Raw genomic sequence first — 14,280 nt, 5'->3', positions numbered from 1 at the left:
TAATTTTCAAAAGCCCGAACATAGAAACAGGTTTCAATTTGTTCAGCTATTTCTTTAAGCCTAATGTTCTTGCTCAAAAAAAGGTAAGCAAAAGTAATTTATTTTTTAATACGCCAAACATTTTCAGATTTTTTTTTGGTTTTATTTAAAACGCTGCTTTTATAATTATTATCTATTTATCTTCATTCTTCTTAAAAAATCACAATCAATTAATCAATCATGACACAACAAATCAAATCAACAAGAGCTTTTATTGGTGCCAAATAATACAATATATCAAGAGCTTTTTATTAAGATTTTGGATTTACTGAAACTAAGACTTTAGATAAAATGTCCTATTTCAAACAAGAAGATTTTGGATTTTATCTACAAGGTTATTATGCAAAAGACTGGGTTGATAACACTATGTTTTTCTAGAAGTAGAAAATTTAAAAAAACTAAACTTAAATAACAAATATAAAAGGGTTAGAATTTCAGAAATTCATTATAACAATTGGGGAAATGAATATTTTGTACACGATCCATCAGGTATTTTTATGGTATATTGGCGAGTTTAAAAAAACCTAAAGCATTTTAAGCATATTCAACTCTTGCTCTGTTAAATGTTTCCAATGCCCGCGTGGTATATCTTTTTTAGTTAAATGTCCAATGGCTACACAGTCTATACTAATTATATCGTAGCTTAAATAATCGAAAATAGTACGAAGAATAGTGTTTCCGGTATTTTTAATTTTAAGACCTATTTCTTTTTTTGATGCACCATCAATATAACTAATTTCTTCAACAGCAATTAATTTTCCATCAACTTTAAAACCTTTTTCAATCTTTTTTAAGTCTTCAAGCTTTAAATTTTTATCTAGTTCAATATGAAACAAACGCGCCACACCATTTTTAGAATTTGTAAATTTACTAACAATAGTATCATCATTAGTAAAAAGTAACAACCCTTTAGAATTTCTACCTAAACGCCCAATTGGTTTAATATTCGAATTTGTAGCATTAGCAACCAAATCCATAACTGTACGCCCCTTACCTTCGCTGGTTGTTGTAGCAAATCCTTTAGGTTTATTAAGTAATACGTAAGCTTTTTTTTCTGGGTTTATACGCGCACCATCATAACGCACTTCATCACCTAGCTTAACTTTATAACCCATTTCTGTAATTACTTTTCCGTTAACAGAAACTAAGCCTGTAGCAATATGCACATCTGCCTCACGACGCGAACACATTCCTGAATTTGCGACGTACTTGTTTAAGCGAATCTCATTTGGATTAGAAGGTTTTTTTGGTTTAGATTCGGTTTTTTTATAAGATGCATTGCCTTTACCATAACTTTTTTTGAAGTTCTTTTTAGAAGCTTCAACTTTAGTTTTCTCTTTTCTATGACCACCTTGTTGCTTACTCATTGTTTTAATTTTGCTGCAAAGATATAGTTAAAATTAAGATTGACGATTTAAGATTAGAATTTGTTTTTAATCATTAAAATTAACGGTAGATGGGCGTTCTCTATTTACAGATAATTTAGTTACATCAGGACGATAATAATGCCCTACAGGATTAAATTCTGGTGCTCCTTCTTATATCCTATTAAAATCAATTGAATAAATTATTAAGACTTCTTTATATCATTTCTTATTTGAAATAGTATTATTCATGCTGGAAAAATTTGAGCTATTACTGTTTTTAAAATATTATCCTATTAGATTCTGTTTAATACTAAATTTACATTAATTAAAATAATGCTAAAAACACCTGCTAAAATTATAAATTTTAAAATGTTATGAAGTATAAGGTAATGTGTTTTTGTTTTAGATTTCCACAGCAACAATAAAAAACCTATTAGTAATACTACACACAAATAAAAATAGATGTACATATAACCAATTTCAAAACGATTTACTAGTAAGTAATTAGGAATTAGGGTTAATACAGCTAATGCTGTTAGCATTACTTTTGATGCTTTTTCTCCGTAGGTAATAGGTATTGTTTTATAATTTAAAAGTAAGTCACCTTTAATATTTTCCAAGTCTTTAGTGAGCTCACGCATTGATATAATTAAAAATAGGAACAAGGCATGTACAAAAATGACAGTTTCAAAATTTTTATAATACATAAAAATGGCAAAAAACGGTGTAATAGTTAAAATGGCAGAAGTTAAGTTTCCTATAAATGGGAGTTTTTTTAATTTATGTGAATAAAACCAAATCCCAAATATGTAAAGTGAAAAGAATAAAACTGGTTTAAATGACACATAACTAGCCATTATAACTGCCATAAAATTTAATACAAAGTAAAATGATAGCTTTGTGTTTTGACTAACTAATCTATCAAGTCTCGATTTTTGAGGGCGATTGATTAAATCTTTTTCTGAGTCGTAAAAATTATTAATAATATAACCGCCAGCAATAGTAGCTGCCGATGCTAAAACCAACATGAGTAAATTAATATCAAAAATAACGCTTTTAACAGACTTATCGTGAGCAAGAATATAAACAGCTGTTAAATATTGTGCAATTACAATAACTAAAATATTGTAGCCACGAACTACAGAAAACATACTGAAGAATTTTAATAGTATATGTTTCTGTCTTCTGGATAACATCTGAAAAATAATAGGAACTCTTTTTATTTAAATTCCCGCCTTCGCGAGAATGACAATTTCAGCGGATACTCAATCCGATTAATCGGAGTTGAGAGATCTAATTAAAAGTTGTAAACCACCTCTAACTTATAATCTTTTAATGATTGTTTAGCAATGTCTATATTTTTAGTAAAACCTAAAATATAACCGCCACCGCCAGAACCACATAGTTTTAAATAGTACTCGTTAGTTTCAATCCCTTTTTTCCAAAGGTCATGAAATTGTTTAGGAATCATAGGTTTAAAATGATTTAATACCACTTTTGACAATTGTTTGGTATTACTAAATAACGATTTAATATCACCTTTTAAGAAATCATCAACACAAGCATCAGTATGCTTAATAAATTGGTCTTTAAGCATTTTTCTGAAACCTTCTTGTTTCATGTTTTCCATAAAAATACTAACCATTGGAGCTGTTTCTCCAATAATTCCAGAGTCTAATAAAAATACGGCATTTTTACCTTCAGTTTTTTGCGAAGGAATACCTGTGGCTTCTATATTATCTTTCGAATTGATTAAAATAGGAATACTTAAATAGCTATTTAAAGGATCTAAACCAGAAGATTTTCCATGAAAAAATGATTCCATTTCAGAAAAAATAGACTTTAACTTGAGAAGCTTTTCTCTGGTTAAATTCTCTAGAACCGTAATTTTATTTTGAGCATATTTATCGTAAATAGCAGCTACTAATGCACCACTACTACCTACTCCATAACCTTGAGGAATTGACGAATCGAAATACATTCCTTCATCAACATGTTTTTTTAATACTGCGATATCAAAGCTTACTAATTTGTTATCTATTTTACTTAAATAAATAACAAATTCTTTTAAACTCTCGTTAGAAATTTTAGCACTTTCAGAAGTATTATCATCCATCTTTAAAGCGCCATTATAAAAGTTATAAGGAATAGATAAACCCTTAGAATCTTTAATAATGCCATACTCTCCAAAGAGTAATATTTTTGAGTAAAAAAGAGGTCCTTTCATGTAACGTTTCTAAATTCTACAAAAATTTGTTTAACAAATATAAGTTTTTTTTAAACAAATTTAAATTAAATGAGTTATTAATTTTGCTCCAAAACCTATTCTGTCACAAATATAATGTCCATTTTGGCAATATGCAACTAATTCATTATTAATGAATTCTAATACACTTTCAGTTTCATTTTCAGGGTACAACACATGTACATTAGCACCAGCATCTAAAGTAAAACAAACCTTAGAATTGGTTTCTTTTCTATACGCCCAAATTTTATTGATGATTTCTAGTGTATTAGGCTTCATTAAAATAAAATATGGCATACTAGTCATCATCATAGCGTGAAGTGTTAGTGCTTCACTTTCAACAATTTCAATAAATGATTTTAAATCCCCTGTTTTAAATACGTTTATAAGCGTTGAAAGGTTTTTATGTGCTTGTGCAAAGCGTTGCTCGGCAAACGGATGATTGTGCATTAAATTATGCCCAACCGTACTGCTTACTTGCTTTTCGCCTTTATCAACTAATAAAATAGTATCGTTATAATTTTTAAAATTTTGATGGACTTTAAAAGGATAATTTACACCAAATAAATCTGAGCTTTCTTCAATTTCATCATGTTTTCCCCAAACTACTATATCGCCTTCTAAACTTCTGCAAGCACTTCCTGAGCCTAAACGTGCTAAAAATGATACTTTTTTAATAAAATATTCATCTGTAATTTCAGAGTTTAATTCTTTTTCAATACTCATTAAACAAGCAGCCAAAGCGCTCATTCCTGAAGCTGACGATGCAATTCCAGAACTATGAGGAAACGTATTTGAAGTTTCTATTTTAAAATGATAGTCTTTTAAAAAAGACAAATGAGGCAGAATACGCTTAAAAAATGTTTCAATTTTTGGTTTAAAATCATCTTTTTTTTCATTATCTAAATAGACCTCAAAAGAAAAATTATCTTTCCTCTCTTTTTTTGTAAAACTTACAGTAGTAGTAGTTTTACAATTATTTAACGTAAAACTTATAGAGGGGTTTGCGGGAATTTGATTTTCTTTTTTTCCCCAATATTTTACTAAGGCTATATTGCTAGGCGATGACCAAGTAAAGCTTCCTTTTTCAGGTAAATTGTTATACTCTTTTGAAATAAACTGTTCTTCTAACATACTTCTAAATATCGGACAAAGATAACAACTTTACCATTGTGTTATAGTTTCTTGCCGTACCTATTGTTTTAAGTTTCCTCTCGAAAAAATTCATGTTAAATTTAGCTTTACCATATCCTTTTTCGCAATAAAAATAAATACAGTCGTTGATAATGTAATATTCTTCACCGTCATATATTTTTTCTGAAGCTGCTTTAACTAATTCTGATTCAGGAGTTTTATGCAACATACTAAAATAACTTTTTACCTTTTTCTCTTCAGAAAACGGAGAATCATTAAAAATACGCTGTAAATCTGCTCTTGTTCTTACCATAACATAAACTTCAAATCCAAACTTATCAAAAATTGACTTCTGTATGTTATTTTCTAAATTTTGAAGATTAGTTTCAGAAGATTGAAACACCACATTACCACTTTGAATGTAAGTTTTTACATTTTTAAATCCAGATTTTGTTAAAAGTTCTCGTAATTCTGCCATGGGTACTTTTTTGTGTCCACCAACATTAATCCCCTTTAATAAAGCGATATAAGTGTGCATTTAGAAATCTTGGTTTTGATTTATTATTCTTAGAATAAAAATTGTACCATCATAAATCGAGTAGTGTATTGAGTAATTAAATTGGGATAAAGTGATAATTCTTACTTGCCTGTAACGCAATTGAAATGCAAGTGGCATTTTTATTATCAAATCTAATTGTGCCATCAAATCATTTAAAAACTCTTCGCTTTTATCAATTAATTTAAAATAACATATGGCTTTATCAAGTTCTTTTTGGGCGACATCCGTAATTTCATAATTCACGCCCATACTTTTTCAAAACTTCATTTAGAGGTGTTGTTTTTAATGTACCGTTTTCCATCTGCTTTATCATATCATCCATGATCGCTTTGTATTCCTCAGAGGGTTCACTAAAGCGCAATGCCTGATCTTCTAAAGTAAATTCTATATAATTTTTTAGTGACCGCTTTTGAAGTTTCGCTTGTTTTTCAAGGATTTCGATAGCTTTATCATCTAATTCAATTAATTTTTTAGTCTTTCCCATGATATATAGATTTTATATATCAAATATATAAAAATAATATCAAAATTAATTAAATATTGAAATTGATTTTGCAGCAATAAAGGCTCCTGTCCATGCATTTTGAAAGTTAAAACCTCCAGTAACTGCATCAATATTTAAAACTTCTCCAGCAAAATACATGTTTTTGTGTAATCTACTTTCAAAGGTTTTAAAATTAACTTCCTTTAAATTAATTCCACCAGCAGTAACAAATTCTTCTTTAAACGTGCTTTTTCCATCAACTTTAAAAATAGCTTTGGTTAATTGTAGTGCTAAAGCTTCTAATTGCTGTTTATTTAAATCTGCCCAGGTTGTAAGTTCTAAAATATTTGATGCTAAAACTAATTGTTGCCATAACCGTTTAGGTAAATCGAATGGGGAAAACTTAAACACGGTTTTTTTATTTAATTCTTGTTTTAGCAATTTTAAATTCTCAAAACATGCTTCAAAAGATTGCCTTATAAAATTCACTTCAATTGAAAATTTGTAATCGCATTCGGCTAATTCTAAAGCACCAAAGGCAGATAATTTTAAAATTGCTGGCGCGCTCATCCCTACATGTGTAATAAGCAAAGGGCCTTCAGATTTTAAATTTGAATCTACAACTTTTACATCAACATTTTTTGCTACAACACCTGGAATATCTTTTATGCGCTTATCATTAATGTTAAACGTAAAAAGTGATGGAACTGGTTCTGAAATGGTATGATTTAAAGCTTCTAAAAGTTTCCAGATTTTAGGATTACTTCCTGTTGTTATTAATAATTTTTCACTTAAAAAGTCACCTTGATTAGTATTTAACTTCCAAATGTTTTCTTCATTCTGAATGGATTTAACCACATGATTATACAAAATCTCAACCTTATATTTTTTTGCTTCATTTAAAAAACAATCAATAATTGTTTGAGAGGAATTTGACTCTGGAAACATTCTACCATCATCTTCAATTTTTAAAGTAACGCCTCGTTTTTCAAACCACTCAATAGTATCACCTGTCATGAATTTATGAAAAGGCCCTAATAATTCTTTTTCACCTCTAGGGTAATTTTGCACTAATTCACTTGGAATAAACTCTGCGTGTGTTACATTACAGCGTCCGCCACCAGAAATTTTTACTTTTTGCAAACCCTCACTTCCTCGCTCTAAAATAGCGACTTTTAAATCTAGATTTTGTTCAGCTATATTTATAGCTGCAAAAAAACCTGCTGCTCCGCCTCCAACAATAATAACGTTGTATTGTGTCATATTAAAAATTACTGTGTAAATTTAGCATTATAAATGGGCACTACCTAAATGAATAAATTCCTTTTATCAATATTACTAATTACTTCAAGCTGTACAACAGGAAATTTAACTGTTATTGCAGATTTACCAAACAGTTTAAAAGAAGTCTCTGCCATAGAAACTGTGGCAAATTCAGAGTTACTTTGGACTATTGAAGACTCTGGTAACAAGAACAATATTTATGGTTTAGATTTAAAAGGAAATATTGTAAAAGACATTGATATTAGTAATTCTAGTAATATTGATTGGGAGGATTTAACTTCTGATAAAGAAGGTAATTTATATATTGGCGATTTTGGTAACAACAGTAAAAACAGAGACGATTTTACCATTTACAAAGTGTCTGATTTTAGTAGTAACAAAACCAAAGCTGAGCGTATTAATTTTGTTTTACCAAAAAAAGTAAAACCTAAAGATTTTGAAACTTTTTTTCTTTACAATAATTATTTCTACATCTTTAGTAAAGAAAACAAATCCAGTATGCTTTTTAAAGTACCTAATACCATTGGATTACATACTGCTACACGTATTGCTACATTTAATTTAGAAGGAAAAAACAATAAAATAACCTCAGCTGATATTAGTGATGATGGTAAAACCGTAGTATTATTAAATCATGACAAACTTTGGAAAATAACCGGCTTTAAAGATGGTGATTTCTTTGAAGGCAATATAGAAGAATTGCCATTTAACCATAATTCTCAAAAAGAAGGCGTTTGTTTTAAAGATGCCAAAACTGTTTTTATTACTGATGAAAAAACTAAAGGTGAAGGTGGGAATTTGTACGAGTTTGAATTGTGAATTAGATAAGATTAAACTAAAATTGAGACCCTGAAACGAGTTCAGGATGACACAATGCATCAAAACCCAAAGCCCATTTTAAAAGCTAAACGCAACCCATCATCACTATTAAAAGCCGAAATATTCAAAGTCATCATATCTGCCGCATTAGCAAAAATACCACCACCAAAAGAGTTATTCCATTTATTAGAATCTTCACCTTCTATCCAAACACGTCCGTAGTCTACGCCACCATAAACACCAATATTAAGTGGTAATAATCCCGTTTTAACTTTACGGAGGTTTACACGTACATCAGTACTCTGCACAAAGGTACTTTTTCCAGTAAAACGTTCATTTCTATAACCCCTTAATCCATTATTGGCTCCTAAGTTAGCTGCTTGATAAAATTCAAAATCATCCCCTAAATTAAAATGTCCTTTTAGCTTTGTTGCTAAAACTAATTGTCCGTTTGATACTAATTTATAATCAAAACCTAATTCTGGAATTATATAACCAAAACCCTTAGATGTACTCACGTTATTTTTATATCCTGTTTGTAATGCGAACATCATGCCTAAGGTTGGGAATGCCGCATTATCAGCATTCGCAAATTCGTACTTCATATCGGCTCCATAAAAATCTTGTTGATCGAATACAGAACTTGGTAAAACACTAGGCATATCTACAAATCGTCCTGCTGTTTTATCAACTTCATTAGACTCATAAGACACACCAATCTTTAAACTTGCACCTAGTTTTCCTCTCCAAGTTAAAGCTGGTGCTACTTTAAAGGTTCTTAATTTTACACGATTATAATCCAAATCGAAATTATCGCCATCTTCTGCTTCAGGATTTACAGTTTCATTCCCAAAACCAAAAAAGTTAACCGCGTAATTTGGACTTGTAAATTTGGTGTCTACAGCTAAATTCCAATGTCCTACAACATTTGCAAATTCAGCATAATAACCAACATCAAAACCATTAGTAGCGAAATAATATGCTGCCGAAATGGTATGCTGAGAACTAAACGGATTACGTTCAAAACCATAATTGGTTATGGTATTTACAAAACCTATTTTAAATCCATCATCCGGGTTTGCTCCCAAAGTAGGAACAAACTGATTTGAACTGTTTTTTAGCTTTTTATAATCGTACACGTTGGTTTCATAATCATCAGTCAATTTTTTACTGCCTTTATTGGTTAAGAATTGATTTTCTTTCGTTTTATGATCGTATATTTTTAATCGCTTCCCATTGGTAACATTATACACATCGTTATTCTGACCTCCAATAATACGAACTTTAATAAGCTTGTCTCCATTTCCAAAAACTTCAAATCTGTCATCATCATCTAAACCATATATCCAAATTTCTTTAGTAGAATCGCAAGAATAGGTTCGTGTATGAAACACATCTGCCTTTTTACCTTTTTTAATTCGATATGCGGTTACCTTAGTTTCTCCATTTGGCAAACGTTCAACATCAAACCAATCATCTTTATTTGTACCCTTTACTACTGCAAATTTATTAACATGCTCGTAATAAGCATCAGATATTTTTTGAAGATTTGAGCGTCTTCCTATCAACTTTTGTTTAATCTCTTGAATTGTATTTTGATTCACTTCTGGAGGAAAATTTGTAAAGGCTTCATCAATAACATTATCTGTTAAACCTTCAACAATTCTTTTTACTTGAGCATTCCAAACGTCTTTTCCAGATTGATTTATTAGCGCCATATCTAAAGGGTAAGGCTCTAGATTAAACCATTTTGGGCTCTTTAATTCCTCATCATAACTTTGCATTAAACGCAATGCCGGAACAATTTTAGTAGCTAAACCTAACAAAGCACCATCTGCCATAATTGAAAATGCTTGGTCTCTATCTCGTGGTACTGGTCTGTAAATCTTTTTACCATCTTTCTTGAATTCTGCCCAACGCCATTGGTCTTCATGCCTGTCCCAATCGCCTATAAGCATATCGAATAATCTTGCACGGATGTATGCTTCTTCATCTAAAACAAAATCCTCATCTTTATTTAGCTTTTTTAAAACATCATCTGTACTTATTAATTCATCTGAAAAACCAAAACTTGCTTTATTGCCATGACCAGAATCTGTGCGTTCTTCAATCATATATAGCTCATTTCCAAACTCACTTGCAAAATGCCCTAATGCGTTTTGTTTTGGCACATAATACAACACTGGATTTGTATGATATATGCCAACAGCATCAGATAAAGTTCCAATAGTAAATGGTGCGTACGGATGAGATCCTGTAAACACATCCAAAAGCAAACCTTCGGTATAAGTATCATCAAATTGCCCTTCAATATATTGTTCTTTAAACGCCACTGCTTGCAAATACTGTATAGCATTTTTCCTAAGTGCTCGCATAACATATTCGCGCCCTTTTTTATCTTTTAAACGCAGAGACTTTGATTGATGCCCTCCACCTTTCCTTACTACTGTTAGACCACCAAATAAAGTATCTAAATCTACTGTTGGTGCTTTTACTTTTGCACTAAAATCTTCGCGATAACGATCACCCCAAAACATCTTGTAAAGACCTCCTTTTGTAGTTTCCTTTTCCGTATAAATAGACGCTACTTTGTCTGTTGGATATGATGTAGGATAGGTATTAAAGACTTTTTTATCATCTTCTTTAAGCACTTGTGTTTGAAAAACCACCTCATTATTAGCATAAAAACGGACATACGAAGAACCATCTTTAAACAAATCTAATCGTGCATACCCAAAAGCACCATAAGAAAACTGGCCGCCACCAACATTACGTGTTGAGTTTATTTTAGATCCAGAACCACTTACAATTTGAGGCAAGTTATCTTCAACTATGTATTGTAAATTATGATCATGCCCAGACACAAAAATGGTTTTGTCGTTTTCTTGGGATAATGTAATGATACGTTTTCTAAACTCGTTGTACCTACTATTTTGATTATCGACAGTTATAATACCTCCAGTTTTTCTAATCAGGTTTTTTAAAGTTCCTAAAACAGGTAGTGGCGACATATGACTCCCAAAAGAATATTGCCCACCATGAGATCCATTTGTAAACATAGGGTGATGAATGGCAATAATGGTTGTTTTACCGCGCGCTTTTTTTATTTCGCCTTCCAATTCATCAAAAAACTTAGCTCTTGTTTTTATCTCACAATCGTCATTTATGGTTGGGTGTTTACCCCAATCGGTCATGTACCACTCAGAATCTACAGCTATTAAAATTATATCTTTTGCAATCTCAATTTTCTCAATAGGGCAACCATTTTCTGGTAAAAAAGTATTTTTACCAAGCGCATCTTCAATATATTTCTCTTGTCGTTTTAAGCCTTTTAACCCATTGCTATACCAATCATGATTTCCTGGAATAAAAACGGTTTCTCCTTTAAAATCTTTAACTGCATTAATTTGAGTATTCAATTGATTCTCTGCTAAAGCTCTACCTTCTTCACTCTTTTTTGGCAAACCTTTAGGATAAATATTATCTCCTAGAAAAATAACTGTGCTGTTTTTGGAAGCCTTTGATAATTCTTTTTTAAAACTAGTAACGGCTTCTGAGGATTTAGCATCCGCTGAAACACCAGCATCGCCAATAAGGTAAAACGAATGCGCTATTTTTTTATCTGGAAATGTTGTTTGAAAATTTGTATCCTTGTACTGAGGTTTATAAGTTGCACACGCATTTAAAAGAAATATAAGGGATATTAAAAGTGCTGATTTTTGAAATTTCATAGATTGGTGGATTAACTTTTAAATATAAGAAATACAATTTTAGTAGATAATTTTAATTTATCACTTCTGTTTCAATTATTGTATCAGATATTAAGGTTCTATGCACAGGGCATTTTGAAGCAATCTCTTTGAGTTTCGCTTTTTAAGTATCATTTAATCTCCAACAAATTCCAATCGCTTTTGTAAATGATCTATACGTTTTTGCTCATCTAAATCAAGCATTAAATCGTCACTGTTTTTTTTTGAATAAGTAATGTAGGCTAGTTTAGCCCCCAATAAGTTCGGAGTGATATTTTAAATTTTGAAAATGGGTAAACTCTTGTGATAATTTTATTATTGAACTCTAATTGTAAACTTTCTAAAATGGATTCTGCTTCATTTCTTGTTCTTTAGTAAAAGTGTAAACAGCTTAACGGTATTTATGTCTCATAGAATGTGCAGAAGTACTTTTATGAGTATGCAAATAAATTTGTATTAAGGTTTGCAATTCAATTTCATCAGAGTTAAAATGAATGATTACTGATTCTGAAAATGTATTATTTTCACCCATTGAAGCCACATAACCTTACTCTACTTTTACCACGCCTCTTAATGACTGAAAACGGCTTCAGTACACCAATGACAGCCTCCACCCAGTACTATTTTATCTTTTCTATCCATTTATTTAATTCTAAATCCGATGGATTTCTCAATTTTTTATTACCAATTGTAATGGTTGGAAAATTCAGTTTTCTATTTTCATAAAGACCACGCAATTCTTCTGCATGGTCTTTATTTTATTCAACTTCTAATAAACACATAATTTAAATTATGTGCTTCAAAAAACATCCTATAATGTTGGGTTTTGTGACAACTTTTGGCTCCATAAAGTTTAATTTCTGAAATCATATTATGTCACCTCTATTAAAAACTCAATAGCCTTATCTGGGTTTAAGTGTAAATCTGAAAACACTACATTATCATGCTTATCAATAAAAATAAACCATGGTGTTCCTCCTGTTTTATAATTAAACATAATATTAGATCCTGATTTTCCATAACTGCCTGAGTCATGCCCAAACGGTATTTTTAAATCGTACTGCTTTTGAGTTTCAACCATCTTCTCATAAGTGTTTTTATCATGACCTTCAAAAACAGTTTGTAATGCTAAAAAAACAACCTTATGGTTATCCTTTAAAGCATCTACCATTTTTTTTAAATCTGGTAAACCTTTGCTATGGCATCCAGGGCACCAATGCTGAAAACAATACACCACTTTAAGCTTTCCTTTAAAGTCTGAAAGTTTTACGGCTTCTATTTTATTTCCAGCGGCATCTACCCATTGATTTACATCAAATTCAGGAGCTTTAAATACTTGTTTTTGTCCTGCTTGATTTGACATTTTATTGCCCTTTCTTTTTTTAGTCTCTTCGAGTGATTTTTCAAAGAAAAATTGTATCGAGAAGTCATTATTAAACGTTCTCGATACGATTTCGATATCTCGAAATCACTCGAACTGACAACATTCTTTAATTACTTTAATTTATCTGCATGTAGCTTTCTAAGCTTCGCTAGTTTTGGAGTTATCACAAAACTACAATAGCCTTGATTTTGATTATTCCTGTAATAATCCTGATGCTCTTTTTCGGCTTCATAAAAAACAACTAGTGGTAAAATTTCAGTTACAATAGCATTCTCATAATAAGGAGTAACTTCCTTAACCACGATTTTAGCTATTTCTTTTTGCACTTCATTATGATAATAAATTACCGAACGATATTGTGTACCTTGATCTGCCCCTTGTCGATTTAAAGTTGTTGGATCATGAGTTGTCATAAAAATGACTAAAATATCTTCATAAGAGATTACATTTGAATCAAAAGTAATTTGTATTACCTCGGCATGACCCGTTAACCCTGAACAAATCTCACGATATGTTGGATGGCCTGGAACATTTCCTCCTGAGTAACCCGATACTACTTTTTCTACTCCTTTAACTTCTTGAAATACAGCTTCTGTACACCAAAAACAGCCGCCACCTATAGTGGCTATTTGAAAATTTTTAGTTGTCATTTACAGCCTCCTTATCTAAAATCATAGATTCTGAATTGATGCAATATCGCAAACCACTAGGTTCTGGTCCATCTGGAAAAACATGTCCTAAATGCGCATCACAAGTATTACACATCACCTCAACGCGAACCATACCAAAAGCTGTATCTCTTTCATACTTAATAGCATTTTCTTTAATGGGTTGTGTAAAACTAGGCCAGCCAGTACCAGATTCAAATTTAATTGTAGAATCAAATAATGGTGTATCACAGCATACACAATTATACTTTCCAACCTCATGGATACTACAAAGCGCACCACTATGTGGTCGTTCAGTACCTTTTTGTCTTGTAATTCTAAATTGCTCTGGAGTTAATTGAGCCCGCCATTCGGCTTCTGTTTTTTCTACTCGTTTATCTGGAGTAGGATTTCCTTTTACGGAAAAGTTTATTAATTCTTTCCAAGTTAGCATACTTTTTGTCCTTTCCTTGTTAAATTAATAAATATGCTTTTTCAACTTAAATGTAGTCGAAATAAATACAAATTCCTTACAATTATGAAAAGTATTTATAGTTGAAAGAAAAACA

General features: G+C 30.9%; 13 protein-coding genes. 1 reads left to right on the top strand and 12 read right to left on the bottom strand.

The annotated features are described in order from the left end of the window. Positions 1–563: 563 nt before the first annotated feature. The 8 genes from L3X37_RS02190 to L3X37_RS02150 form a co-directional block, all read right to left on the bottom strand. Positions 564–1,406 carry a pseudouridine synthase gene (locus tag L3X37_RS02190; protein WP_237238538.1) on the bottom strand — a complete coding sequence of 281 codons (843 nt, stop codon included), beginning with the start codon at positions 1,404–1,406 and terminating at the stop codon, positions 564–566. Positions 1,407–1,699: 293 nt separating this feature from the next. After that, complete coding sequence (locus L3X37_RS02180) at positions 1,700–2,602, bottom strand: geranylgeranylglycerol-phosphate geranylgeranyltransferase (protein WP_237238537.1); 903 nt, start codon at positions 2,600–2,602, stop codon at positions 1,700–1,702. 101 nt (positions 2,603–2,703) lie between these two features. Further along, complete coding sequence (locus L3X37_RS02175; protein ID WP_237238536.1) at positions 2,704–3,633, bottom strand: mevalonate kinase family protein; 930 nt, start codon at positions 3,631–3,633, stop codon at positions 2,704–2,706. A 60-nt stretch (positions 3,634–3,693) separates the two neighbouring features. Next, on the bottom strand, positions 3,694–4,785 hold the full coding sequence (gene mvaD, locus L3X37_RS02170) for a diphosphomevalonate decarboxylase (RefSeq protein ID WP_237238535.1): 1,092 nt from the start codon (positions 4,783–4,785) through the stop codon (positions 3,694–3,696). Positions 4,786–4,789: 4 nt separating this feature from the next. Next, positions 4,790–5,323 (bottom strand): DUF1697 domain-containing protein, encoded by a 534-nt coding sequence (locus L3X37_RS02165; protein WP_237238534.1) that lies wholly within the window; start codon positions 5,321–5,323, stop codon positions 4,790–4,792. After that, positions 5,324–5,593, bottom strand: coding sequence for a type II toxin-antitoxin system RelE/ParE family toxin (locus L3X37_RS02160; RefSeq protein WP_237238533.1), 270 nt, complete (start codon positions 5,591–5,593; stop codon positions 5,324–5,326). Next, entirely contained in the window at positions 5,577–5,828 is a 252-nt protein-coding gene (locus tag L3X37_RS02155; RefSeq protein WP_237238532.1) for a hypothetical protein, read from the bottom strand. Before L3X37_RS02155 ends, L3X37_RS02160 begins: the two co-directional genes overlap by 17 nt. A gap of 45 nt (positions 5,829–5,873) precedes the next feature. Next, positions 5,874–7,091 (bottom strand): BaiN/RdsA family NAD(P)/FAD-dependent oxidoreductase, encoded by a 1,218-nt coding sequence (locus L3X37_RS02150; RefSeq protein ID WP_237238531.1) that lies wholly within the window; start codon positions 7,089–7,091, stop codon positions 5,874–5,876. 48 nt (positions 7,092–7,139) lie between these two features. Here L3X37_RS02150 and L3X37_RS02145 point away from each other — a divergent pair, with 48 nt between their 5' ends. Beyond that, a complete protein-coding gene (locus tag L3X37_RS02145) occupies positions 7,140–7,931 on the top strand; it encodes a hypothetical protein (protein ID WP_237238530.1) in 792 nt (263 codons plus the stop codon). A 59-nt stretch (positions 7,932–7,990) separates the two neighbouring features. Here the strand turns inward: L3X37_RS02145 and L3X37_RS02140 are convergent, their stop codons facing one another. The 4 genes from L3X37_RS02140 to msrB all read right to left on the bottom strand — a co-directional run bounded on the left by L3X37_RS02140 (position 7,991) and on the right by msrB (position 14,165). After that, the gene (locus tag L3X37_RS02140; protein ID WP_237238529.1) at positions 7,991–11,662 is read right to left on the bottom strand and encodes a metallophosphoesterase; all 3,672 of its coding nucleotides are present in this window, start codon (positions 11,660–11,662) and stop codon (positions 7,991–7,993) included. Positions 11,663–12,551: 889 nt separating this feature from the next. Further along, the gene (locus tag L3X37_RS02135) at positions 12,552–13,043 is read right to left on the bottom strand and encodes a peroxiredoxin family protein (protein ID WP_237238528.1); all 492 of its coding nucleotides are present in this window, start codon (positions 13,041–13,043) and stop codon (positions 12,552–12,554) included. A 131-nt stretch (positions 13,044–13,174) separates the two neighbouring features. After that, positions 13,175–13,714, bottom strand: coding sequence for a peptide-methionine (S)-S-oxide reductase MsrA (gene msrA, locus L3X37_RS02130; protein ID WP_237238527.1), 540 nt, complete (start codon positions 13,712–13,714; stop codon positions 13,175–13,177). Next, complete coding sequence (msrB, locus tag L3X37_RS02125; protein ID WP_237238526.1) at positions 13,704–14,165, bottom strand: peptide-methionine (R)-S-oxide reductase MsrB; 462 nt, start codon at positions 14,163–14,165, stop codon at positions 13,704–13,706. Before msrB ends, msrA begins: the two co-directional genes overlap by 11 nt. Positions 14,166–14,280: the final 115 nt, after the last annotated feature.

Source organism: Wocania arenilitoris, assembly GCF_021728535.1.
Lineage (GTDB): Bacteria > Bacteroidota > Bacteroidia > Flavobacteriales > Flavobacteriaceae > Wocania_A > Wocania_A arenilitoris.
Note: the sequence above shows the minus strand (reverse complement) of the source record. Positions and strands in the feature narration are given on the sequence as shown.

Coding starts and splice junctions, on each gene's coding strand:
- L3X37_RS02190 (WP_237238538.1), bottom strand. CDS start 1,406: ATGAGTAAGCAACAAGGTGGTCATAGAAAAGAGAAAACTAAAGTTGAA.
- L3X37_RS02180 (WP_237238537.1), bottom strand. CDS start 2,602: ATGTTATCCAGAAGACAGAAACATATACTATTAAAATTCTTCAGTATG.
- L3X37_RS02175 (WP_237238536.1), bottom strand. CDS start 3,633: ATGAAAGGACCTCTTTTTTACTCAAAAATATTACTCTTTGGAGAGTAT.
- mvaD (WP_237238535.1), bottom strand. CDS start 4,785: ATGTTAGAAGAACAGTTTATTTCAAAAGAGTATAACAATTTACCTGAA.
- L3X37_RS02165 (WP_237238534.1), bottom strand. CDS start 5,323: ATGCACACTTATATCGCTTTATTAAAGGGGATTAATGTTGGTGGACAC.
- L3X37_RS02160 (WP_237238533.1), bottom strand. CDS start 5,593: ATGGGCGTGAATTATGAAATTACGGATGTCGCCCAAAAAGAACTTGAT.
- L3X37_RS02155 (WP_237238532.1), bottom strand. CDS start 5,828: ATGGGAAAGACTAAAAAATTAATTGAATTAGATGATAAAGCTATCGAA.
- L3X37_RS02150 (WP_237238531.1), bottom strand. CDS start 7,091: ATGACACAATACAACGTTATTATTGTTGGAGGCGGAGCAGCAGGTTTT.
- L3X37_RS02145 (WP_237238530.1), top strand. CDS start 7,140: ATGAATAAATTCCTTTTATCAATATTACTAATTACTTCAAGCTGTACA.
- L3X37_RS02140 (WP_237238529.1), bottom strand. CDS start 11,662: ATGAAATTTCAAAAATCAGCACTTTTAATATCCCTTATATTTCTTTTA.
- L3X37_RS02135 (WP_237238528.1), bottom strand. CDS start 13,043: ATGTCAAATCAAGCAGGACAAAAACAAGTATTTAAAGCTCCTGAATTT.
- msrA (WP_237238527.1), bottom strand. CDS start 13,714: ATGACAACTAAAAATTTTCAAATAGCCACTATAGGTGGCGGCTGTTTT.
- msrB (WP_237238526.1), bottom strand. CDS start 14,165: ATGCTAACTTGGAAAGAATTAATAAACTTTTCCGTAAAAGGAAATCCT.